The organism is Streptomyces brasiliensis (assembly GCF_014647875.1).
Classification (GTDB): Bacteria; Actinomycetota; Actinomycetes; order Streptomycetales; family Streptomycetaceae; genus Streptomyces; species Streptomyces brasiliensis.
This window is the reverse complement of record NZ_BMQA01000019.1, coordinates 118,913-141,413: the sequence shown is the minus strand read 5'-3', so window position 1 is coordinate 141,413 and position 22,501 is coordinate 118,913. Positions and strand designations below refer to the sequence as shown.

Sequence of the window (22,501 nt, the reverse complement as noted above, 5' to 3'; positions counted from 1 at the left end):
CCCTCGACGACGCCACCTACAGCCCCTACACAACCCCCGTCGACGTCCACAGCCTGGGCCAGCACACACTCACCTACCGAGCAACAGACAAAGCAGGCAACACCTCACCCACAAAATCCATCGACTTCACCGTCGTAGCAGCCCAGCCACAAGACAACACACCACCAGACACCTCCGCGACAGTCTCCGGAACCAAGGACGACAACGGGAACTACGTGTCAAGCGCGACGGTCACAGTGACGGCTTCGGATGCGGAGTCCGGGGTGGCTGGAATCGAGTACTCGCTCGACGGTGCGTCTTACAGTGCCTACACGGCGCCAGTCGGGGTCAACAGCGTGGGCCGGCACACACTCACCTACCGGGCGACGGACAAGGCAGGCAACACCTCGCCCGTGAAATCCGTGGAGTTCACCATCGTGGCGGCTCCACCCCAGGACAGGACGCCGCCGCAGGTGTCGGCCTCCGTGTCCGGCACGAAGAACGACTCCGGTGACTACGTCGGCAGTGCGACGGTGACGGTGACTGCTTCGGACGCGGAATCGGGCGTGGCCGGGATCGAGTACTCCCTCGACGGCGGCCCCTACCTGAACTACTCCGCGCCGGTGGTGATCGACAGAGCCGGGAGCCACACCTTCCTCTCCCGAGCGACCGACAAGGCCGGCAACACGTCCGCGCCGCAGTCGCTTTCCCTCACCGTCGTCGACAGCAAGCCGCCGGCCGACTGTCCTGAAACGGACGACCGCTCCACCGTGTTCGTCGGATCGATCAACACTGGCGTCCCGAACCGCGTCACGACCAACGGCTGCACGATCAACGAGCTGATCGAGGATCACCGGGCCTGGAACAACCACGGCGCCTTCGTCTCGCACGTGGGGGACATCGTCACGACGCTGCGGAAGGAGGGAGTCGTCGACCAGCGGGAGGCCGCCCTGATCAAGAAGTCGGCCGGCCAGTCCGACATCGGCATGCCGAGCCACGGTCCCGCCGGTCGCTGAGGCGATCCGGACACAGCACCAGGGCCGATGGGGTGGGGAGTTGGACGGCTCCACCCCGTCGGGCCCGGCCGCCGCTGCGACAGCCGGGGCGGCGACGAGGCTGGGCTGCTTCGAACCTGGCTTTGTCCATCGGTTGATGAAAGTCCTATGAATCGACGCACAAGTTTCTTTTGCCATCGACGGCACGATGTTACGGTCCTGGTAGAAGCCGTGCCCCCGTGCCGGGCATGCTAACGACTCTGGCCACGACGGGGGCGGCGTGAGGAGTACGACTGCTCGACCGGCCAATGCCCATCAGGCCCGGCTGCTCCGCCTCCTGCGCGACCTCGGTCCGCAGTCCCGGGTCGCCCTGGGGGACCAGGTCGAGCTGTCGCGCTCCAAGCTCGCTTTCGAGATCGACCGGCTGCTGGAAACCGGTCTGGTCGTCCCTGACGGCCTCGCCGCCTCCCGCGGCGGCCGCCGCTCGCACAACGTCAGGATCGCCCCATCGCTGCGGTTTCTCGGCGTGGACATCGGCGCCACCTCCGTGGATGTCGCGGTCACCAACGCCGAGTTGGACATCCTCGGCCACATGGCCGAGCCGCTGGACGTGCGCGACGGCCCCGTAGCGGTGTTCGAGCAGGTGCTGGCGTTGGTCGGCAAGCTGCGCGAGGCGACATCGACGGAACACTTCGACGGCGCCGGGATCGGCGTGCCGGGACCTGTCCGATTTCCCGAAGGTACCCCCGTCGCTCCGCCGATCATGCCCGGGTGGAGCGGCTTCCCCGTCCGCGAGGCGATGACCCAGGAGCTCGGCTGCCCCGTCCTCGTCGACAACGACGTGAACCTGATGGCCCTGGGCGAGCAGCAAGCCGGCGTCGCCCGGTCCGGACGCGACTTCTTGTGCGTGAAGCTCGGGACCGGCATCGGCTGCGGCATTGTCGTCGGCGGCGAGGTCCACCGCGGTGTCACCGGCAGTGCCGGCGACATCGGCCACATCCAGGTGGAACCGGACGGGCCCCGGTGCGCCTGCGGCAACACCGGTTGCCTTGAGGCGTACTTCGGCGGAAACGCCCTCGTACGTGACGCGACCGCGTTCGCCCGGTCCGGCCGCTCGCCGGAGCTGGCCGGACGGCTCGCATCGGCCGGAAGGCTGACCCCCGAGGACGTATCGGCCGCCGCGGCCGCCGGGGACACCGCGGCCCTGGGCCTGATCCGCTGGGGAGGAAAGCGCACCGGTCAGGTCATCGCCGGTCTGGTCAGCTTCTTCAACCCCGGCCTGGTGGTCATCGCGGGAGGGCTCACCGGACTGGGCCACAACCTCCTGGCGAGCATCCGCACCCAGGTCTACGGTCAGTCGCTGCCGTTGGCGACGGGCAACCTGCCGATCGTGCTCGGCGAGCTCGGCCAGGTCGCCGGCGTCGTCGGCGGCGCCCGGTTGATCAGCGACCACGTCTTCTCACCGGCCTGACACTTCGACGTGCGACTGGAACCCGTGGTGAGGCGGGCCAGCTGACCCGTTCTGGATACCGCGGACGGCCGGGCCTCGCCGCCTCCGGCATGGAAACGGTCACTCCGGTCGTCGTTGGTCCACGCACCGATGGGGGTATGCGGTAGGAAGACGAGAACCAAGTGGACAAGAAGTCCGCAGGCGACGGGGCGCAGCAGATCACTCGCCGCGCGGCAGCGGCCGCGCACTGGCGCGCGGAGACCAGGAGCGGCCGTGCGCCCGAGGCCCGGGTGATCAACACCAGCAGTGGAGCGGGACTGTCGGGCAGCGTCGGACAGGGCAACTACTCTGCGGCCAAGGCCGGCATCATCGGCCTGACCCTGGTCGCTGCCGCCGAACTGGGCCGCTACGGCGTCCAGGTCAACGCCATCGCCCCGGCCGCACGTACCCGCATGACCGAGGCTGCTTTCGCCGACACGATGGCTGCCCCGGCGGACGGCGGCTTCGACGCCATGGCCCCGCAGAACGTCTCCCCCCTCGTCGTCTGGCTGGGCTCCGCTTCCAGCGCCGGCGTTACCGGCCGCGTCTTCGAGGCCGAGGGCGGCCGCATCACCGTCATGGAGGGCTGGCGTCCGGGCCCCACGGCCGACAAGGGTGCTCGCTGGTCCCCGGCGGAGGCGGGCGAGACGGCGTTGAAGCTTCTCGCCGAGGCGGGGCCGCCGCAGCCGGTGTACGGGGCTCAACATTGACGCCCTCCCGGCCTTGAACGGCCGAGGCTCCTACGGAGAGGGGGCGACAGGACGGTCGCGTCGCGGACTGCGTGCCTGGCGCGACCGCTTGCTGAACTCGGCCCCGACAGTGCTGTGCAGCCGAGGTCATGCGGTTGCGGCGAGAGTGGCGTCAGCGGCTGCGGCGCAGCTTGCTCGGCCCTCCGGCCGACTGAACGGCCGAATCGGAGGCGATCGAGGTGATCACCAGTCCGGCGAAGTTCTCCGCCAGCCGCTTCACCGACAGTCGGCCGTTGGGCCGGTACCACTGCGTCAGGGAGTTCAACTGACCCAGGATGGCCAGAGCGGTGAACGAGACATCGATCTTCTCGTCGAACACGCCCTCTCGCTGACCGTCCTTGAGGATGCCACGCAGCGCGCGGAGGTAGGCGTCACCGCCGGCCGTGATCTCGAGGCGGCGCTCGGGCGAGAGCCGCTCGAACTCACGCAGCTGGATCGTGAAAGCGGTCAGATTCTTCACCGCGAAGCCGACATGCGCGTGAACGAAGGCCCGCAGCCTCGTCAGCGCGTCGCCCTCAAGCTCCACGGCCGGCTGGATACTGACCAGCGCCGCGTCGTACACCCGCTTGATGATCTCGAAGAGGAAGTCCTCCTTCGAGCGAACGTAGTAATAAAGGCTCCCCTTGAGCATGCCGACCGCATCGGAGATGTCCTTGGTACTGGTGCCGTCGTACCCCTTCTCCAGGAAGACCGTCGCGGCGGCGTCGATGATCTCCTGAAGTCGCTCTGGGTCCGGGCCACGACGCGGCCGGCCCCTGCGCGGACGGTCGACCTGGCCGAGACCGCTCCTGCCGGAGGAACTTTCAGATGACGGCACGGGGACTGTTCTCCACTTTTCTCGTTCACGCTCGAGGCCTCGGGCGGGAGCTCGACAACAAGAGGATCCCCTGTCGATCCGGAGCCCGTCGCCGCGCCCGATTCGACGTAAAGGCCCTGCCGACCCTAAGCGGGTGCAGCGTCGATACCGCCTACTTCATTCTACCATTCGGTCAGTGGATTGAATTCGAGATGGCGGCAGTATCCGTACCGAGGACAGCGACGCCACTGCCACCGCCCACCTCACCCTCGAGGCGCACACCGTCCAAGAGGCGCAGGGCGAGCGCGCACACGCCCGCCGCCCGCCGCGCTCCTGACAGGGCCGCCCCCCACCGAGCCCCACCATCGACATTCCCCGCTCCATATTCTATCGTTCGTTTGGTTGATACACGATAGCGAGAAGGGCGCCGTGATGTCAGCCCGCCAGACAAGTCCCAGCCCGGCCAGACAGGTCGACTGGGTCTCATCGGGTGCCTTCCGCGTGGCACCCGATGTGTACCGGATCCCGCTCCCGCTGCCGGAGGACGGACTCAGAGCGGTCAACACCTATGCGCTGATCCAGGACGACGGTGTCGTCATGGTGGACGCGGGATGGGCGCTCCAGGTCTCCCGCGATCAACTGCGCGCCGGCCTCGGGCAGCTCGGCGCCCACCTCGGGGACATCAAGCGGTTCCTGGTCACCCATGCGCACCGCGACCATTACACCCAAGCAATCGCCTTGCGGCAGGAGTTCGGCACCCGCGTCAGCATAGGTCTCGGCGAGCAGCCCACCATCGGATCCGTGATCCGCAGTCCCGGCACCGGCATCGAGGCGCATCTTCCCCGGCTGCGCCGGGCCGGTGCCCACTCCCTGGTAGCGGCTCTACCGGGCTGGCTCCAGAACGCGCCGTCGGTTGCCACGGACGACTCGATCTACGAGGAACCGGACGACTGGCTGACCGACCGGGTCGAGATCGAGGTCGGGGACCGTCGACTCACCGCCCTGGCAACGCCCGGGCACACCGCTGGTCACATGGTCTTCGTCGACCCGTCCCTCGGGGTGCTGTTCGGCGGCGATCATGTGCTCCCGCACATCACCCCCTCGATCGGCTTCGAGCCGGTCCCCACCGAACTGCCGCTGCGCGACTACCTGGCTTCGCTGGTCATGCTCCTGGACCTGCCGGACATGCGTCTTCTGCCCGCCCATGGGCTGCCCTCGCCCTCGACGCACACGAGGGTGCGCGAGCTGCTGTCCCATCACGAGCACCGGCTCGAAGAGTGTCGACAGGCTGTCGCCGCGGGCGGACGAACCGCCTGGGACGTCGCGCAGGCCCTGCCCTGGACAAGCCGCCGCCGTCGGTTCGCCGATCTCGACATGTTCAACCAGGTACTGGCGGTGTGCGAGTCCGCCGCCCACCTGGACCTGCTGGTGCACCGCTCGGACCTGGGCGCCACCACCGTCAAGGGTGTCACGCACTATCTGCCCGGACCGTGACAGCTTCGGGCTCTGAGACAGCACAAGGCAGCCGCCCCGCCACGGGGCCTCTCCTGGCGCGGCACGGCGGAAAGCTCACCTCTTGTCCATGAAACGACGGGCAGCGCATGGGCGGGACTTCACCTTCCCGCGAGCCACAGCCGAGCCAGGTCAGCCGCCGATGTAGGACATCTCGACTCGCGGGCCGGGCAGTCCGCCTTCGGCCCGGAGTTCGGAGGCACGGTCGGTACGACCGGCCCAGGCGTCGGCGATCGTCCCCTCGATCTCCTCGTCGCAGGCGCCGTCACGCAGCAGGGTCCGAAGGTCGCGGCCCACCGCCGCGAACAGGCATGTGTAGAGCTCACCTGCGGGCGACAGCCGCGCTCGGGTACAGGTGCGGCAGAAGGGCCGCGTGACGGAGGTGATCACTCCCACCTCTCCGGCCCCGTCGAGATAGCGATATCTCTCGGCCACCTGGCCGGCGCCTACCGGGGCGACCGGCTCGATCGGCCAGCGCACGTTCAGTCGCTCGACCACCTCGGCAGCTGGTACAACGTGGTCGCGCACCCAGCCGTTGGTCGTCCCGACGTCCATGAACTCGATGAACCGGACCGTCACCCCAGTGGTGCGAGCCCACTGCGCGATCGCCTCGATCTGGTGATCGTTGACACCGCGCCGGAGCACAGTGTTGACCTTCACCGGCAGGCCCGCGGCCTTGGCCGCCGCTATGCCGTCCAGCACGGCCCGGACGGGCTGGACAGTATCGGCCATCGTGCGGAACGTGGCGTCGTCCAGGGCGTCGAGACTGACCGTGAGCCGTTTCAGGCCCGCCTGCTTCAGCGGCTCGGCGAGGCGCGGGAGGAGGATGCCGTTGCTCGTCATGGCAAGGTCCTCCACTCCTTCGACGGTGGCGAGGCCGGAGACCAGGTCGGGCAGTCCCCGGCGGAGCAACGGCTCACCTCCGGTCAGCCGGACCTTGCGGACTCCCAGACGGGCGAAGACGCGCACCAGTCGAAGGATCTCCTCGAAGCTCAACAGCTCCCGCCGTTCGAGGAAGGTGTACGTCGAGTCGAAGACCTCACGCGGCATGCAGTAACGGCAACGGAGGTTGCAGCGGTCGACGACGGAGACTCGAAGATCCTCCAGGGGGCGTCCGAGCCGATCAGCGAGTCCCGGCGCCGCATGCTGTGCCACAGCTACGGTCCTCCTTCGAATTCAGCAAGGCTGGGTGGTCGTGAACATGAAAGGGAACGAGCACCGCTGCGGGGCCCATACGAACCGGCCCGCAGCATGCGTGGGAACGTGGCGGCTCGTGCCTCGGCGGACAGGCCGGGACTTCCGCCGGCCAATGCGAGGACCCCCACGTCCGGCCCCCGCCAGCCCGGCGGCAGCACGGCCAAGGCGTCGGCCAGCGCGGCACCCCACAGGCTGCCAGGGCGGTCCCGTCCGACCTGTTCGAGTGAGCCGCCCCGCCACACCGCGGCGAGCAGCACGGTATCGCGCGGGTGCGCCGACGGACCCGGCACCAGCGCAGCGGTGGGCATCGGCCGGGCGGGCCGGCTGCCCAGTCTCGCGAGCAGCGGTTCCAGGATCGTCAGCGCGGCGACCAGCGCCGCGAACGGATTGCCCGGCAGGCCGACCACATAGCGGCCGTCGGGCAGACCCGCCAGCAACTGCGGATGGCCCGGCCGACAGGCGACACCGTTCACATGGAGGTGGGCGCGCCTTGCGCGCAGCGCAGCCCGCAGGTGGTCGGCGGCGCCGACCGAGGTGGAGCCGGAAACCACGACCACGTCCGCCTCGGTCTCGGCCAGCATCCGGTCGAAGGCGCAGCGGTCGTCCGACAGATGGTCGACACCGACCAGGTCACCCCCCGAGCAGCCGATGAGGCCGGGAAGCATCGGGCCGATGGCGTCACGGACCTGCCCGGGTCCCGGTCGGCCGTAGCGCCGCAACTCGTCACCGGTCACCGCCACCCGCACCCGTGGGCGGCGGTGCACGCGCAGTGTGTCGTTACCCACGCTGGCGGCCAGGCCGAGCACCGCAGGAGTGACGACCGCGCCCTCCGGCAGCAGCTCGTCGCCCTCGGCGATGTCCTCCCCTCGGTACCGGATGTGGCTGCGGCCACCGGGCGTGCCGGTGACGATGTCACCGTGGCGTTGCATGCGTTCGACGGGCAGCACCGCGGCGGCGCCGGACATGACGGGTGCCCCGGTGGCGATCTCCACGGCCTGGCCGGGTTGCAGCGGGCCTGGGTGGGGCCGGTCGCCGGCCAGCAGCCGCCCGACGACGGTCCAGGGGCCGTCGCCCGCGACGGCGTAACCGTCCATCGCCGCGGTGTCGCAGGACGGCAGCGGTACCGCGGCGTGCAACGGCTGGGCGAGCAGGTGTCCTTGTGCGGCCGCCAGGTCGACCGTGCTCTGCCCGAGCGGCTCGGCGATCTCCCAGGCGATCCGGTGGGCGTCCGGCCAGGCCATGCCCATCAGGGCAGATCCCGGCTCGCCCGGGCTGCCGCTCCCCGTCCGGCGCAGGGCTCGCCCGCCGACGGCACGCACACGCCCCGGTGGAGGTGGACACGGCCGGGTCGGCCGACAGGCCCGGTACTCATGAGAGGACCATCCTTTCTGCGGCCCTCATGGGTAGTTGTGCCCTCTCGGTCCCGGCGGGTGCACGGCCAGGGGTACGAGCCTCTCGACGGCCTCCATGAGTTCCGTCGGCCCCACGCGGCCGAGGCCGTCGGACCGGCTTCGGGGACACTCTCCGCACAGGGCCGATCAATGAGCTCCCGGCAGACGACCGACTCGCCGCCCTGCCGGACGAAGACCGGCCCGGCGGCAGGACGAACACGCCCGCCCAACCGCCCGTGCCGGCGCCGAGGTTGGCTCAGGGATCTCATGCGGCGCCCGACCAGACACGCTCGCCACCGTCGGTGTTCTGGCACTTCCAGACCGGGATGCGCTCCTTGATCCGCTCCACCACGGACCGGTTGAGCTCGTAGCACTCGGCCCGGTGGGCCGTGGCGGTGCACACGACCAGAGCAAGTTCGCCCGGATGCAGACGACCCACTCGGTGCGTGGCCGCGACCCTGACCTCGCCTCCCAAGACGCCTCGTACGAAGAGGTCGTCGACCACTTCCGTGACCACGGTGCGCAGCACCCGCTCCGCGTCGGGGTGACATGTGTACTCCAGGGACTCCACCACGCCGACGACCTCGGGATCGTGATCGCGGACCTGGCCGACGAAGCTGACGACCGCACCGGTGTGTGTCGACTCGACCTGGCGGAGGTGCGCTCCCAGGTCGAGCACCTCGTCGGTGACCGATACGGAGATCGTCACGGTGCGCGGGCTCAGGATCTTCATGGCTCTCGTTCCTCCTCGTGCTCGGACCGGGACGGCGGCTGCTCCTCGGTCCCGCTCCGCTTCGTCGTCAGTGGCTGAGGTAGGCGGCCTGGATCCTGCCCTTCTGGTTCCTCAGTTCACTGGCCTGGCCCCTCAGGGAGACCCGCCCCCGACGAAGGACCACCGCCTCGTCGACCCGGGACAGTGCTTGGTTGATGTGCTGCTCGACGAGAACGACGGCGATCTTGGACTCGTCCGCTGCCCGTCGCACTTCGTCGAGGAGTCGTTCGACCACCTTGGGCGCCAGCCCGAGCGACAGCTCGTCGATGAGCAGGATCTTGGGATTGCGCGTCAGGGCCCGTACGAGGGTGACCATCTGCTGCTCGCCCCCGGACAGCAGACCCGCCGGCTTCGACATCAACGGCCGCAGCTCAGGGAAGATGTCGAGGGCCCGCGCCACGTCGCACTGTCCCACCTTGAGGTTTTCGAGCGTGGTGAGCTCCATGAAGACGGAGCGGGTCTCGCTGATGAAGGCGAGGCCCTCACGTGCCCGTGCGTGGAGGGACTTCGGTGCCGTCTTGCCGTACATCTGAACGGACCCGGCGAGTGGCTTGAGCACACCGGCCAGGGTGAGCAGTGTCGTGGTCTTTCCGGCGCCGTTCGGCCCGAGAATCGCCGTCATCTGGCCCGGCTCCACGGACAGTGTGAACTCGTGCACCACCGGGTGGTCGTGGTAGCCGGCGCTGACGGCGTCAGCCTTGAGGATGGTCATCTCGACTCCTTGGAGGGGACCGGCTCAGGTTCTTCCTCGGCCGTCTCGGCCACCTGGCCCAGGTAGGCCTCGACGACCGCGGGGTCGGCCTGGATCTCCTCCGGCGTGCCGTAGCCGATCTGCTCCCCGAAGTTGAGCACGGTGACGTGGTCGCAGGTCTGCATGACAAAGGACATGTCGTGCTCGACGACGAGGATGGCGAACCCCCACTCGTCCGCCAGGCGCCGTACGACGACGCGGAGTTCCTCGACCTCCTGACCACTGAGTCCTGCCGCCGGCTCGTCGAGGAGCAGGACCTTCGGGTTCTGCGCCACCGCACGGGCGATGGCCAGAAGTCGGCGCTTGCCGTAGGAGAGCGATCCGACCAGCTCGTCCCGGTGACGGGTCAGGTCGAGCTCGTCGAGCGCAGCCGCCGCCTCGGGTGTGAGCACCGGAGTGCGTGGGTGGAACAGATCCGTGAGGTACGTCCGCAGGGAGCCGTCGTCACAGGCAGCGAAGATGTTCTCCTGGACCGAGCTGGTCTCGAAGAGCTCCAGGGACTGGAACGATCGCGCGATGCCGGCGCGGGCCCGAAGGTGCGCGGGCCGCCTGTCCATCCGTTCGCCGTTGAGGCGGATCTCGCCGGCGGCGGGAGCCGTGAAGCCCGTCACCGCGTCGATGAAGGAGGTCTTGCCCGCGCCGTTCGGCCCGATGAGTCCGAGCACCTCTCCCGGTCGGACGGTGAGGCTCACGTTCGAGACCGCGGTGACGCCGCCGTACCGGACGGTCAGGCCCTTCACCTCCAGGGTCGTCGGAGGGCACGGTTTCGGCTTCACCCGCCGCCCGAGGGTGTCCGCGGATTCGGGCTTCGGAGCGGACTTCCGTATGCGCCTGGCGATCGCATGGAGGAGCTTGAGGTTCTCACCAGCGAGACCGTTGGGGTTCTGCACCGCCAGCAGGACGACCCCCAGGCCACCCACGAGTCCCAGCCACGCGGGGTCGGGGTTGTCGAAGATGCTCATGAGGATCCAGCTGCCGATGCTGCCGGTGGCGAGCGTCGCTCCGAGGATCGATCCGCTCAGGTACCCGACGCCGCCGACGATGGCGAAGGCGACGACGAGCAGTGACGACATCGGCTGGTAGTTCTCGAAGATCAGTGCGGAGTCCTTGAAGGCGAGCGTCACTCCGCCGAGAGCCGCCACGACCGACGCGAGCGTGAACGCGAAGCCCTTGCCGGCGAAGACGCTGATGCCGAGGCTCGCGGCGGCCCGCTCGTTGGTGCGGATGGCGAGCAGGCGGCGGCCTGCTGTGCCACGCCGGACGTTGGCCACCACCAGGGCACAGACGACGAACACAAGGAACACGAACAGTGCGTACTTCGAGGGGTCCATCAGGGGGTCGATGTCGATGCCGAAGAAGGAGCGATCACCGGTCGGGATGCCGGCCGCGCCTCCCGCCAGATCACCGTTGGTGAACACGAGCGCCGTCACCGCGACGCAGACGCCGAGCGAGATGACAGCCAGGTCCATGCCCCGGGTGCGCAGCGCGGGGAGACTGATGAGGAGCGCCACCGGCACGATGAGCACCACCGAGAGGATCAGTGCCGCGGAGAACGGCAGTCCCGCGTCGTTGACGAGCTTCCCGGCGAGGAGGGCGGCCAGACCACCCACGGCGAACTGCGCCAGTGACAGCTGTCCGGCGTACCCGAGAAGCACCGTCATGGACAGGAGCAGCAACGCCCAGGCCATGGTCACGGTGAGCGCGTCGACGAGGTCGATCGGGAACACGCGCAGGATGAGGAAGGCAGCGATCACCACGAGAGGGATCACGAGCAGCGGCCGGACCCGGCCCGAACCCACCTCTGGCAGCATGTCGTTGACGTGACCTCGGCCGGGAAGGCCGCGGCCACGCAGCACGAGCACCGCAATGATGAGCAGGAACGGCAGGCTCTCGGCCACGCCCTGGGCGTGGACGTAGTATCCCGCCAGCGACTGCCCGACACCGATGAGCACGGACGCCAGGAAGGTGATCGGGAACGACTTGAGCGCGCCGAACAGCGCCGCCGCGAGGACAGGCACGACGAGTATGGGCATGTCCGCCGCGCTCAACGACGAGAGCGGGGCGATGAGGATGCCGGCGACCGCTGCCACGGCGCTGCTGAGCAGCCAGGTGAGCCGTCCGAACGTGGTCGGGGACCACCCCAGACTCGCTGCGGCCACCGGGTTGTCGGAGGCGGCCCGGAGTGCGAGGCCGACGGTCGTGAACCGGTTCACCGCCCACAGGACGGCGGTGAGCACCGCCGCGATGGCGAACATGATGAGCCGGTCGATCCCGACGTACACGCCACCGAGACTGAGGGTCGACGTCGGGAGCAGCGAGTGCACGCTCTGCGGGTTCGCCCCCCAGATCAGCACAGCGGCGTTCTGGATCAGGATCATCAGCCCGAGTGTGGCGATCACACGTGCGATCACGGCCGCCTTGGCGAGCGGGCGCATGATCAGGTCGTAGACGAGTCCGCCCAGCACCGCGGTCGCGGCCACCGCCAGCAGGAGGGCCGGGACCAAGGGCAACCCCTGGTTCTGCCTGAGCTCGAAGAACAGGAACCCACCGATGAGCGCGAACGCTCCCTGCGCGAAGTTGAGGACGCCGGATCCGCGGTATGCGAGGACGAGTCCCTGGGCAAGAAGGGTGTACGCCGCGCCCGCTCCCAGGCCGAGCAAGGCGAATTGAATGAACGTGGTCATGTCGCTCCTACCGCTTTGTCAGGGCGCCGACGCCGATGGCAGTCAGCCCAGCTCCTTGACGATGTCGACGGGGGCGATGTCGGTCGGAGCGACCGCACCGGCCTTGATGACGAGGAACCGGTAGGAGGCGTGCGCGACGCGTGGCATCTCAGCCGGCCCGCTGCCCTTCGGCGTCCAGGTGGCCAGACCCATGAGATCGACGTTCTTGGCCTTGGTCATGGCGTCACTCAGGCTCGCACTGGAGATGTCGCCCTTGATCGCGGGAGCGCCACCCTGGCCCTCGGCCAGCACCTTGACGGCATACACCGACAGCCATGCGTTGATGGCGGTGGGTCGCTTGAGACCGGGGTCGGAGGAGCCGGCGGCGTCCATGTCGGCGTTGAAGGCCTTGATGCCCTCGCTGCTGGTGTCGCTGTAGGCCTGATACGCGCTGACGAGCAGCAGCCCCTCCGCCGGGGCACCCGTCTTCTTGGCCTCGTTCACGCCGAAGGCGGTGGCGTGCTGGGCGTAATGGACCTTCATGCCGACGGCCTGGGTGGCCTTCATCACCCCCTGGATCTGGCCGACGGTCGCGTTGAACATGACTCCGTCGCCGCCCATGGCCTTGATCTGCCGTGCATAGGGGGCGAAGTCCGAGACGCCGCTGGTGGGGATCTTCACGCTGCCGCCGAACTTGAGCCCGGCCGCCTCGGCGCCCTTCTTGACGAGATCGGCGTTGGCGACGGCGGACGGCACGTCAGCAGCCACGGACACGACGACCTTCGCCCCTTCGCCCTTGAGGCCGGCGGCGGCGGCCACCGAGCTGCCGGCCGAGCCGCCCTCGAAGGGGTATGCGGCGGCGGAGTTCAGCTCGATGGCGTTTCCGCGCGGCATCAGCCCGATGGCGGGGATCTTGGCCTTCTCGAAGACCGGGAGTGCCTGGCTCGAGAAGGTGTCGGTGTAGCCGACGACGGCGGCCACCTTCTGGGACACGGCCTTACGGGCGCAGGCGAGGGCCTGGTTGGGGTCCGAGTTCGTGTTGCAGAAGGTCAGCTCGATCTTCTTGCCGTTGAGGCCACCCTTCGCGTTGATCGACTTCACGGCCGCCTCGGCTCCGGCCTTGACGTCCGGGTAGTTCTGCAGCGGTGAGTTGACGGCCGTGATGTTCATCAGCTTGATCGCCCCGTCGGAGCCTTCCGAATTCGCGGCGCCCGCGCTGCTGCAGGCGCCGAGCACCGGAAGCAGCGCAACGAGGGCCAGGGCCGCCTTGTGCGTGCGCGTCATGTGTTCTCCCGCTGGGTGGAGGTAGGGAAGCTACCGATCGCGATGGGCGGAATGGGGAGCTCTGATCAGTAACGATCGATGTCCCTGCGCTGTCCGCCTCTGTGTGCGGATGACGATGGCAGCGTGGCTGCTTTTCTGTCAATCGGTCGTTTGGTTGAACTTATATAACGGGCGTTGGCACGAACTGACGTAGCATCAGATTGCTTGCCAAGGCTCAGCTGACGTGACGTCAGAAGACCCCGACGCGGGTGGCATTCAGGGCGCGTCCGACCGTTCGTGTCGGGTCAGCGCGCATTCTCCGGCGGGACGGACGCGCCGTAGGGGGCCGCCGAAGACCTTGGCTGGATCAACGAACGGCGGCCGGGTGCACGGCAGCAGAACAGAGGAACGAGCCAGGGAGACTGACCGCGGCTCACCCTGGCGCACCTTCCGGCCTCCGGCACCTTCGATCGGGGAACCCTCATGGTTGGAGAAGGTGTGCGTGCCGGGCCTCGCGTGCCGGCCGAGATCTTCAGCGCCCCCTGACAGGGCCGGTCACGTTCGTCCGTGAGTGGCGTCTCCGTCTGCTCGTCGGTGTCGTTGATGCGGCGACAGGCTTGACGGCCCTCTCGGTGAGTCCTCCGGCTGACCGTCTGCGGACACTCCTCGCCGTCTGCGCCTGCGCCTCCCCCGTCTGTCAGCGCGGCATACCCACACCCATACGGATCCGACCAAGCCCTACTGGGCCCGGGACGGGAACGGAAGCGGGTCCATCAGCCCGGTACGCCCGGTGGCGCCCCCGTCGACCGGTAGCACCGCTGCCGTGATGAACGACGCCGCGGGACTCGCGAGGAAGGCGATGGCCTCGGCCACTTCCTCCTGTTCTCCCCAGCGCTGCAGCGGTAGAGCCCTGCGCAACTCCTCGTAGCGCTCGGGCCGAGTCTCCTTGATCGGTCGTGTGAGGTCCGTGTGCACCGGCCCGGGCGCGACCACGTTGACCCTGATCCCGGACTGTGCGAGGTCGACGGCCGCGGACCGGGCAAGGTTGCTCACAGCCGCCTTGGACACGCAGTAGGCCCAGTGGTCGGGCTCGCCTCCGGTACCGGAGACGGAGGACAGCAGGACGATCGAGCCCCCGCCGGCGCGCCGCAGGGCAGGCGCGACGGCACGTATCCCGAGGACGCCCGCCCGCACATTGACCTCCATCGTGCGGTCGTACGTCGCCAGGTCGAGCTCCTCCACGCTGCCCCAGGCGGTCACTCCGGCCGACAGCACGACGGCATCGAGGTGCCCGTACTGCTCCTCGGCGAGCGCGACCGCCGAAGCGGTCGTCTCGGCGACCGTGACGTCTCCGGCAAGCGCCGCTCCTCCCTCGCTCTCGAGCCACTTCAGCCGGGCAGCGTCGATGTCGACACCGACGACCGGACCGTGGCGTCGGAGCCACAGCCGGGCGAACGCCTCGCCGATGCCCGATCCGGCACCGGTCACGAGTGCGACACGCCCGCCGCCCTCGGGCCCGTTGCCCGCCGTGGCGGAGGTGCCAGGTGCGGTGTGTTGCATGGTCACTTCTCCCCTCCTCCGGACGTACCGTGCACCTGCTCCTCGGCAAGCTCACGCAGTCGGAACTTCTGGATCTTCGTCGTTGACATCGGCCACTCGTCGACGAAGAAGACGTGACGGGGGACCTTGAAGCCGGCCAGCGCCAGGCGGCAGTGCTCGATCAGCTCCTGCGGCGCGACCTGCCGGTTGGGGGCGAGCTCCACGAAGGCGACCGGAACCTCGATCAGCCGTGTGTCGGAGACCCCGACAACCTGGGCGATCTTCACTCCCGGGTGCTGGCCGAGGTGCGCCTCGATCTCGGCGGCTGCGACGTTCTCGCCACCGACCTTGAGCATGTCCTTGAGCCGCCCGGTGTACGTCACGCGGCCCTCCTCGTCGAGTGAGCCGAGGTCTCCCGTCCGAAGGAACCCCTGTTCGTCGGTCCGCCCGGCGGTGTAGCCCGGATCGTTGAGGTAGCCCTCGAACATCCCCGGCCCGGCCACCCTGATCTCCCCGGGGACACCGGCCGGGCACTCGAGCCCCGTCTCGGGATCGACGATTCGGATCCGCATACCGGTGAAGGGCCGCCCGGTCGTACCGATCCTCTCTTCGAAGGACTCTTCGAGATGGCTGTAGGTGATGACCCCGCCGGCCTCGGTGAGCCCGTACGACGAGACGACCTTCGCGCCCGGGAAGGCGGCCTCGACGCCGCGCAGGTAGTCCGCCGGTCCCGTCTCGAGGATCCCTCGGATCCGGGTGAGGTCCGACGCAGCGAAGTCCGGGTGGTGGACCAGCGCCTGAGTGATCGTGGAGAACGCCGGGTAGGCGAACGTCGCACGCTCCTCGACGAGCTGCCGCAGCGCGACGTCCGGGTCGAAGTGCAACATGCTGAGCGTGGCACCGCCCCGGCTGATGTTCGCGATGGTGGGCAGCAGCCCGGACATGTGGAACAGCGGCAGCGGATCCCAGAACCTCTCGTCCTCCGTCAGGGAGAAGCGGTCCGCGACACACATGGCGGTGCGCGCGAGGGCCTCGTGGCTGAGCGGGCACCCCCTGGGGTCGGACGTCGTGCCAGAGGTGTACATGATGACGGCGATGTCCCGTGCGCCCACCTCGGACCGGAGGGCATGGAGGTCGGTGTCGGCGTGGAAGGCCGCGCCGCGGTCCCAGGCGGCCCGGTCCACGTGTCCGGGCGGACTCGACGTGCCCAGGACGACGAGGTGACGCAGCGCCGGCGGCCGCTCGTCGGCAAAAGACCTGGCCAACAGGTCGACGAAGGGCGTGTGCTCCGCGTTCACGTCCGTCGTCACGATGACCGAGAACCCCGCGTCGTGCGCCACGTGGCGCAGTTCCTTGGGCTTGTACCTGGCGTTGATCAGGACCGGCACCGCACCGACGACATGGCATCCGAAGAACACCTCGAGGAAGGCGATCCGGTTCGGCATGAGTATTCCGACGCGGTCGCCACGGCCGATGCCCAACGAGAGCAGGGAGCGGGCGGCCTGCTCGGCGCCGCCCAACAGGCCCGAGAACGTGATCCGCTCATCCGGAAAGACGACGGCATCCCGGTCGGGCCAGTGTGCGGCCGCCCGATACAGCAGATCGCCGACCGTGGGCACCTCAAGCTGCGTTGACTGGGCGGTCTGGGTCAATGTCATGACGCATCCTCGGTTGCGCGAGTCACGGGGAACTGGACCGGCTGACAGGCAAGGGCGAGTCCGTCGGAGCCCGCCGCGATGTCGAGTGCGACGCCCCTGTCATCCGTCCACGTCGAGTACAGAAAGGCGCCGCTCCCAGGTCCCGGCACCGGTCGGGACAGCTGGAGCACGCTCCACTGCGCGCTTTCGGGAGGCCTCTGGCCGAACCACAGCACCCGATAGTCGCCGGTGGGCTCGGAGGCGGCTCCTCCCGAGGTGATACGGGCGCTCCACACGCCCTCACGGTCGAGGAACTGCGCCTCGTCGGGGGTCACGACGTCCTGGTAGTACCGCGACGCGTACGCTGTCTGCTCGGCTTGCCGAGTCTCGTACCAGGTCTCCGAACAGACGACGCCCCGGCCGTGGCCCGGCTCGTACAGCGGCCGGTTCTGGACGTAGCACCGCAGCCCAGGAGTCGCTGCGAAGACCTTGCCGTGTTGGTCCTGCCAGTGTCTTTGCGCGGCGTCCCAAGGGAGGTCCGCGCGTTGCGGCACGATAAATATCCGGTGCTGCATCACATTCAATTTACCTACCAATCGGTTGGTTGCCTCACATTATGGCGCCGGTCAGGGGCAGTCAACGGTTCGGTCGAAAGCGCATCGCATCGAGTGCTCGCGACAGAGCCTGAGCCCCGGCCCGGGCGCGCTGCGCGGGGCTGAGGTGCGGATCGCCGGATACAGGCGCCTCCACGGACAGCGGGGCTGCGGGCCCCAGAGCTTCGACGAGAGCGCGAAGGTCGTTGACGCCATCGCCGGGAAGCAGCCGGGAGGAGACCGCCTCCCGCAGCAGAAGATCCGAATCGATGGGCCCGGACGGTGCGGGCGGCACCCCGCAGACCTGGAGATAGGGAAACAGCTCGGGACGCCGCGCCGCGAGCCTCGCGACATCCTGCGCCGATCCACCCGACCGGTGCAGATGGAGCGCGTCCACCAGCACCGCGGCGCACGGATGCCCCACCGTCTCGACGATCCGGCATGCGGACTCCAGATCCGGTGTCGCGCTGAAGCGCATGAACTCCAGGCAGACCCGCAATCCCGAACCGTCCGCCAGGTCGCAGACACGGGCGAGCTCCTCGACGCACTCGTCGGCGCTCAAGTCCGTGTTCACCGCCAGGAGGTGGCGGGCACCGAGCGCCGCGGCCAACTCGATCGCCCGAGCGGCCTCACCGGGTGGGGTGGTACGGGCCAGCCGGAGAACCTCGGCGTCGAGCACCGTCACACCGGTTTCCTCCAGCGCCTGCAGGGTGCGTGCCAGGGCGGCCGGATCGTCCCTCAGATCGGCTGCGACCGACCCACGGCTGCCGGTCACCCGAGCCGAGATGGAGTCGAATCCGGCGTCCGCCGCCACGCGCACCAGCTCGGGAGCGGGGATGTCCAGAAAATCGAGGACTCCGAGCGCCACCTCGTGTCCGGCGATCACTGGACCGCACCGGCTGGGCGCCTCAACGGCGCTCCCTGATGACGTTCGTACCGTCCCAACCGACGGAGGCCTGCCGGACCTTGGAGTAGAGAGACCTCATGTAGTCGGTGGCCTCGTAGCACTCGATGAGGTGCCCCACCTCCGGTCCCGGGTCGAAGAAGAGGAACCTCACCTCCGTGCTCCAGGCGTCCATGACCAGCGGAATCGACTGGGACTCGAGCGAGGCCCGTGCCTCCTCCAGGTCGTCGACGAAGCACGCCACATGGTGGATTCCCCGGCTGCCACGCCGCATCACGTCGGCAAGACCCTGCGGCTCCAGCGTGTGGTGGTGCACGAACTCCACCATGATGTCGCCCCACTGACCGAGCGCGCAGCTGTGGTCGAAGACCGCGGGCCGGCCACCCGCGAGTACCCTGACCGTGGGGACGTGCTCCCGGACGAAGAACGGGCCGGCGCCGGTGAGCTCATGCCATCGCACCGCGGCCTCGCGCACATCCGTGGTGGCGTAGGCGACCTGGACCACGGGCCCGAGGCCCTTCACCGGGCCCATCACGCCGATGCCCTGGTGAGTGCGCTGATCTCGTCGTCAGCCAGCCGGAGGCCGCGAACCTGCTCGAGCTCCTTCAGCTGCGCCACCGTACGAGCGCTGGCGACGGGCGCTGCGACGGACGGTTGCTCGCGCAGCCAGGCGAGCGCCACGGCCGCCGGGCTCACCCGGTGGGCGGCGCTCACGTCGTCGAGGACGGCGAGCACCGCACGCCCGCGCTCGTCGAGGTGGCGCAACGCCGACGCCGTACGGGCCGTGCCGCTGTCATCGGCACCGTCACGGTACTTACCGGTCAGGAATCCCTGAGCGAGCGAGTAGTACGCCAGGACCGGCACGCCCCGCGTCAGCAGCAGATCGCGGTAGTCCGTCTCGAACCTGGCACGCCGGACCAGGTTGTAGTGGGCCTGGTAGACGTCGAAGGACGCCCATCCGTTCGCCGCGGCGATGTCGAGTGCCTCGGCGAGCCGGTCAGGCGCATAGTTCGATGCGGCCAGGTGCCCGACCTTGCCCTCACGCACCAGCTCGTCCAGTGCGGACATCGTCTCCTCGAGCGGCGTGTCGGGGTCGTCGAAGTGGGCGAAGTACACGTCGATGTGGTCGGTCCCCAGTCGCCGCAGGGAGCCCTCCACACCGGCCCGGACACTCGCTCGGGACAGCCCCGGCGCGCTCTTCAGCTGGCCGACCTTCGTCGCGATCCGCACCCGGTCGCGGTTCCCGCGTTTGGCCAGCCACGCGCCGACGATCCGTTCCGACTCGCCCCCCACATGGCCCGGCACCCATTCCGAGTACACATCAGCGGTGTCGATCATTTGGCCGCCGGCGTCGGCATACGCGTCGAGAACCGCCATCGACTCGCTCTTGTCGGCGGTCCACCCGAAGACATTGCCACCTAGTACATAGGGATCGCTGATCAGAAGCCGCGTCCCCGTCGGCGATGTCACTGTTCCGTCCCCCGCTCGTACGCGATCTCCTCGGCGAGGAACCATGTGACCTCGCCGGCGAAGGTCTTCTCGTGCTCCGTGGCCGCGGCACCCGCCTCGGAGGCGAATGCCTCCCGGACGGCACGCTTGTCGTCGAACCACACTTCGGCCACGCCGTCGAGCGGCCACGTCCGTGTCCGCCCCTCGAACGCGAGATTCTGGCTGTACCGGCGGACTCCGGGCATCTGCAGCACCAGTTGTGGGTGCTCTTCGCACCACAGGTGCTGGAACTCCTCGAACCCGATGTCCTCCTTGCGCCGCACCACGGCCACAAGCTTGATCACGGGGTTTCCTCCTTCCAGGCGGGCTTGGCGTCCGTCCAGACGATCCGGCCGGCCACGACGTCCTCGACCGTGGCACCCTCGGGCATGACCGGCTCCTCCCACTCCAGCTCCGTGGACGCGAGCTGGATCAGGGTGCCGAACCCCGACGACGGACGAACGTAGGTCTCGCGCCAGTAGGGGCTGTCGGTATGGGTGTCGACGGTCTCGAAACCGCGGGACTCCAACGCTCCGACGGCCTCTTCCACATCGGAAACGAAGCCGGTCATGTGGTGGAATCCCGGTCCGTGCTTCTCCAGGTACGCCGCCAGACGGGTGTCCGGGGTGAGGGGCTGAATCAACTCGATCTTGATCCCCGGTGGGTACCGGAGCTGGATCGTGCGCAGTCCCTGGCGCTCGTCGTCGCCGCCCGCGATGAGTTTCCCTCCGAGGAGGTCGTGGAACAGCGGTACGGCTTCGGCGAGGTCCCGGACGGCGATCGCGACATGGTCGAGCCGGCGTACAAGCGCGTTCTGGGGCACAGCTCATACCTCGTCGGACTCGGCCAGGCCCAGTTCCGCGCAGAGCTGTTCGCGGAGCCTGAACTTCTGGATCTTCGTCGCCGCCACCGGCCATTCCTCGACGAACCGCAGATAGTGGGGCACCTTGAAGGTCGCCACCCGCCCCTGGAGCCATTCCCAGATCTCCCGGTCGGTGACGCTGTGTCCCGAAGCCAGCTCGAGGAACGCGGCCGGCACCTCGACCAGGCGCGGATCCGGCACACCCACGACCTGGGCAATGCTCACCGCGGGGTGCGACTGGAGCAGTTCCTCGATCTCGACGGCGGCGACGTTCTCGCCGCCCACCTTGAGCATGTCCTTGAGCCGTCCGTGGTACGAGACCCGGCCCGCCTTGTCGAGCGAGCCGATGTCGCCGGTGTGGAACCACCTCTCGTCGTCCGTCTTGTCGGTCGTCAGTGACGGGTCTCCGCGGTAGCCCTCGAACATCGAGTATCCGCGGACGCAGATCTCGCCCCGCTCCCCCAGTGCGAGCGTCTCCCCCGTCGTCCGGTCGACGACGCGCAGCTCGATCCCCGGGAAGGGCCGGCCACACGTGTTGGTCCGGTCCTCCAGCGAGTCGGTGATCTCACTGAAGGAGACGCACCCGCCGGTCTCCGTCGATCCATAAGCGGTCACGAGTGTCGCGTTGGGCCACAGCTTCTGGAGTTCCCGCAGACGCGCGGGCGGCGCAACGTTGTTGACCAGTCTCAACTCGCTGAAGTCGACCTCGGCGAAGCGCGGGTGCTGGGCCAGTGCCTGGGTCACCGTCGGGAACGTCGGGAAGGCGTGGGTCACACGCTCCTCGTGCATCAGGGTCAGTGCCGCGTCCGCCTCGAAGTGCTGCATCGAGACGAATGTGCCGCCGACGTAGAGCGACGCGATCATCGGCAGCACCGAGGACATGTGGAACATCGGCAGCGGGTCCCAGAAGCGGTCCCCCCGGCGTACGTCGAGACGCTCCCCCACCGCGATGCCGTTCCGGACCACCATCTCGTGGGACAGCAGGCACCCCTTGGGGGCCGAGGTCGTGCCGGAGGTGTACATCATGGCGGCGATCGAGCGCAGCGACACCCGCCGGCGCAGCAGGTGCACATCGGCGCTGTCGACGGTCTCCGCGAGGGCGTCGAAGGCGTCCGCCGTCGTATGGACGGGCGGCGCCTCCTCGGGCAGCTCGCCGAGCATGACGATGCGCCGCAGCTGCGGCACCGATGCGGTGGGAAGGCCCGCCGGGTCCATGGGATCGAGATCGTCGAGGGCGGACTCGATCCGTTCCCGCATGCTGAACGGCTGGCCCGACTGCTCTCCCGAGAGCAGGACCTTGGCCCCCGAATCGGCGAGCACGTGCGTGAGGTCACGGCCCTGGTACCGGGCGTTGATGAGGACGGCGACCGCCCCGATCATCGCGCTCCCGAAGAGGCAGCGCACGAAGTCCGGAGAGTTGGACATCAGAACGGCGACGTGGTCGCCCGGGCGCACGCCGAGCGCGAGAAGGGACCGAGCCGTGCGCTCCGCCTGCTCGGCCAGCTCGGGATACGTCCACCGCGTCCCGGGGAAGACGATCGCCTCGCTGTCACCCCACAGTGCGGCACCGCGCAGGGGCACGTCCCCGAGGGGAACGGCCTCCGCCCAGGTCCGCGTGCCGGCGTCGAAGGGGGGTGGTACGTATCTGCTTGCCATGTCGTGCCTCGGCTCTTTCGTCGACGGTTCGGAAGACGGCTGAACGACGTGGTTCCATGTGTTCACCGGTCATCGCGGGTGAGGGCGCGCCCTGTCCTGGCGCAAACCCGGCATGAATCGGGCCACGGCCGGGCCAGGGGGCGGCTAGTGCTGTGGCCGGGAAGGTTTGCCGGGAAGCTCGCGGCGTCCGGTGCGGTGCATCGCAAGGCGGAGCGTCACCCGCGTACTGGATGTACTCGGGTGATGCGACAACGCCGAGAGGTGC

General features: G+C 68.8%; 19 protein-coding genes and 1 pseudogene. 4 read left to right on the top strand and 16 right to left on the bottom strand.

All coding sequences use genetic code 11. The features are described 5' to 3' along the window. The 3 genes and pseudogenes from IEZ19_RS26595 to IEZ19_RS26585 form a co-directional block, all read left to right on the top strand. Positions 1–995, top strand: a 995-nt coding sequence (locus tag IEZ19_RS26595) for an OmpL47-type beta-barrel domain-containing protein (RefSeq protein WP_189313816.1), incomplete at its 5' end; no start/stop codon positions are given. Positions 996–1,254: 259 nt separating this feature from the next. Continuing rightward, entirely contained in the window at positions 1,255–2,445 is a 1,191-nt protein-coding gene (locus IEZ19_RS26590) for an ROK family protein (RefSeq protein WP_189313815.1), read from the top strand. Positions 2,446–2,660: 215 nt separating this feature from the next. Beyond that, positions 2,661–3,173 (top strand): annotated as a pseudogene (locus IEZ19_RS26585) (SDR family NAD(P)-dependent oxidoreductase); the annotation flags it as partial. Positions 3,174–3,324: 151 nt separating this feature from the next. On the opposite strand, the gene IEZ19_RS26580 reads toward IEZ19_RS26585, so the two are convergent. Then, positions 3,325–4,029 carry a TetR/AcrR family transcriptional regulator gene (locus tag IEZ19_RS26580; RefSeq protein WP_189313814.1) on the bottom strand — a complete coding sequence of 235 codons (705 nt, stop codon included), beginning with the start codon at positions 4,027–4,029 and terminating at the stop codon, positions 3,325–3,327. 480 nt (positions 4,030–4,509) lie between these two features. Here IEZ19_RS26580 and IEZ19_RS26575 point away from each other — a divergent pair, with 480 nt between their 5' ends. Continuing rightward, positions 4,510–5,502, top strand: coding sequence for an MBL fold metallo-hydrolase (locus IEZ19_RS26575; protein ID WP_229840806.1), 993 nt, complete (start codon positions 4,510–4,512; stop codon positions 5,500–5,502). Between the two features lie 150 nt (positions 5,503–5,652). Here the strand turns inward: IEZ19_RS26575 and moaA are convergent, their stop codons facing one another. The 15 genes from moaA to IEZ19_RS26500 form a co-directional block, all read right to left on the bottom strand. Continuing rightward, positions 5,653–6,675, bottom strand: a complete 1,023-nt coding sequence (moaA, locus tag IEZ19_RS26570) for a GTP 3',8-cyclase MoaA (protein WP_229840803.1) — start codon at positions 6,673–6,675, stop codon at positions 5,653–5,655. 2 nt (positions 6,676–6,677) lie between these two features. Continuing rightward, entirely contained in the window at positions 6,678–7,958 is a 1,281-nt protein-coding gene (locus IEZ19_RS26565) for a molybdopterin-binding protein (RefSeq protein ID WP_229840801.1), read from the bottom strand. 415 nt (positions 7,959–8,373) lie between these two features. Continuing rightward, positions 8,374–8,841, bottom strand: a complete 468-nt coding sequence (locus tag IEZ19_RS26560) for a molybdenum cofactor biosynthesis protein MoaE (protein ID WP_189313811.1) — start codon at positions 8,839–8,841, stop codon at positions 8,374–8,376. Between the two features lie 67 nt (positions 8,842–8,908). Continuing rightward, the gene (locus IEZ19_RS26555) at positions 8,909–9,592 is read right to left on the bottom strand and encodes an ABC transporter ATP-binding protein (RefSeq protein ID WP_189313810.1); all 684 of its coding nucleotides are present in this window, start codon (positions 9,590–9,592) and stop codon (positions 8,909–8,911) included. Continuing rightward, on the bottom strand, positions 9,589–12,315 hold the full coding sequence (locus tag IEZ19_RS26550; protein WP_189313809.1) for a branched-chain amino acid ABC transporter permease/ATP-binding protein: 2,727 nt from the start codon (positions 12,313–12,315) through the stop codon (positions 9,589–9,591). The genes IEZ19_RS26555 and IEZ19_RS26550 overlap by 4 nt, the downstream gene beginning before the upstream one ends. 42 nt (positions 12,316–12,357) lie before the next feature. Beyond that, positions 12,358–13,578, bottom strand: coding sequence for an ABC transporter substrate-binding protein (locus IEZ19_RS26545; protein WP_189313808.1), 1,221 nt, complete (start codon positions 13,576–13,578; stop codon positions 12,358–12,360). A gap of 717 nt (positions 13,579–14,295) precedes the next feature. Further along, the gene (locus IEZ19_RS26540) at positions 14,296–15,117 is read right to left on the bottom strand and encodes an SDR family NAD(P)-dependent oxidoreductase (protein ID WP_189313827.1); all 822 of its coding nucleotides are present in this window, start codon (positions 15,115–15,117) and stop codon (positions 14,296–14,298) included. A 2-nt stretch (positions 15,118–15,119) separates the two neighbouring features. Next, positions 15,120–16,754: a class I adenylate-forming enzyme family protein gene (locus IEZ19_RS26535; protein ID WP_189313807.1), complete on the bottom strand. Its 1,635-nt coding sequence runs from the start codon at positions 16,752–16,754 to the stop codon at positions 15,120–15,122. Further along, positions 16,751–17,308 (bottom strand): EthD domain-containing protein, encoded by a 558-nt coding sequence (locus tag IEZ19_RS26530; RefSeq protein WP_189313806.1) that lies wholly within the window; start codon positions 17,306–17,308, stop codon positions 16,751–16,753. Before IEZ19_RS26530 ends, IEZ19_RS26535 begins: the two co-directional genes overlap by 4 nt. A 61-nt stretch (positions 17,309–17,369) precedes the next feature. Then, a complete protein-coding gene (locus tag IEZ19_RS26525) occupies positions 17,370–18,140 on the bottom strand; it encodes a sugar phosphate isomerase/epimerase family protein (protein ID WP_189313805.1) in 771 nt (256 codons plus the stop codon). A gap of 94 nt (positions 18,141–18,234) precedes the next feature. Further along, positions 18,235–18,762: a VOC family protein gene (locus IEZ19_RS26520; RefSeq protein ID WP_229840827.1), complete on the bottom strand. Its 528-nt coding sequence runs from the start codon at positions 18,760–18,762 to the stop codon at positions 18,235–18,237. Continuing rightward, complete coding sequence (locus IEZ19_RS26515) at positions 18,762–19,745, bottom strand: aldo/keto reductase (protein ID WP_189313803.1); 984 nt, start codon at positions 19,743–19,745, stop codon at positions 18,762–18,764. Before IEZ19_RS26515 ends, IEZ19_RS26520 begins: the two co-directional genes overlap by 1 nt. After that, positions 19,697–20,023 carry an EthD family reductase gene (locus tag IEZ19_RS26510; protein ID WP_189313802.1) on the bottom strand — a complete coding sequence of 109 codons (327 nt, stop codon included), beginning with the start codon at positions 20,021–20,023 and terminating at the stop codon, positions 19,697–19,699. The genes IEZ19_RS26515 and IEZ19_RS26510 overlap by 49 nt, the downstream gene beginning before the upstream one ends. Continuing rightward, positions 20,020–20,541, bottom strand: coding sequence for a VOC family protein (locus IEZ19_RS26505; RefSeq protein WP_189313801.1), 522 nt, complete (start codon positions 20,539–20,541; stop codon positions 20,020–20,022). Before IEZ19_RS26505 ends, IEZ19_RS26510 begins: the two co-directional genes overlap by 4 nt. 3 nt (positions 20,542–20,544) lie before the next feature. Beyond that, positions 20,545–22,236 (bottom strand): class I adenylate-forming enzyme family protein, encoded by a 1,692-nt coding sequence (locus tag IEZ19_RS26500; RefSeq protein WP_189313800.1) that lies wholly within the window; start codon positions 22,234–22,236, stop codon positions 20,545–20,547. Positions 22,237–22,501 lie beyond the last annotated feature (265 nt).

Excerpts from the sequence above, each read along its gene's own strand:
- IEZ19_RS26565 (WP_229840801.1), bottom strand. The coding sequence starts at position 7,958 with ATGGCCTGGCCGGACGCCCACCGGATCGCCTGGGAGATCGCCGAGCCG.
- IEZ19_RS26560 (WP_189313811.1), bottom strand. The coding sequence starts at position 8,841 with ATGAAGATCCTGAGCCCGCGCACCGTGACGATCTCCGTATCGGTCACC.
- IEZ19_RS26555 (WP_189313810.1), bottom strand. The coding sequence starts at position 9,592 with ATGACCATCCTCAAGGCTGACGCCGTCAGCGCCGGCTACCACGACCAC.
- IEZ19_RS26550 (WP_189313809.1), bottom strand. The coding sequence starts at position 12,315 with ATGACCACGTTCATTCAATTCGCCTTGCTCGGCCTGGGAGCGGGCGCG.
- IEZ19_RS26545 (WP_189313808.1), bottom strand. The coding sequence starts at position 13,578 with ATGACGCGCACGCACAAGGCGGCCCTGGCCCTCGTTGCGCTGCTTCCG.
- IEZ19_RS26540 (WP_189313827.1), bottom strand. The coding sequence starts at position 15,117 with ATGCAACACACCGCACCTGGCACCTCCGCCACGGCGGGCAACGGGCCC.
- IEZ19_RS26535 (WP_189313807.1), bottom strand. The coding sequence starts at position 16,754 with ATGACATTGACCCAGACCGCCCAGTCAACGCAGCTTGAGGTGCCCACG.
- IEZ19_RS26530 (WP_189313806.1), bottom strand. The coding sequence starts at position 17,308 with ATGCAGCACCGGATATTTATCGTGCCGCAACGCGCGGACCTCCCTTGG.
- IEZ19_RS26520 (WP_229840827.1), bottom strand. The coding sequence starts at position 18,762 with ATGGGCCCGGTGAAGGGCCTCGGGCCCGTGGTCCAGGTCGCCTACGCC.
- IEZ19_RS26515 (WP_189313803.1), bottom strand. The coding sequence starts at position 19,745 with ATGGTTCCTCGCCGAGGAGATCGCGTACGAGCGGGGGACGGAACAGTG.
- IEZ19_RS26500 (WP_189313800.1), bottom strand. The coding sequence starts at position 22,236 with ATGGCAAGCAGATACGTACCACCCCCCTTCGACGCCGGCACGCGGACC.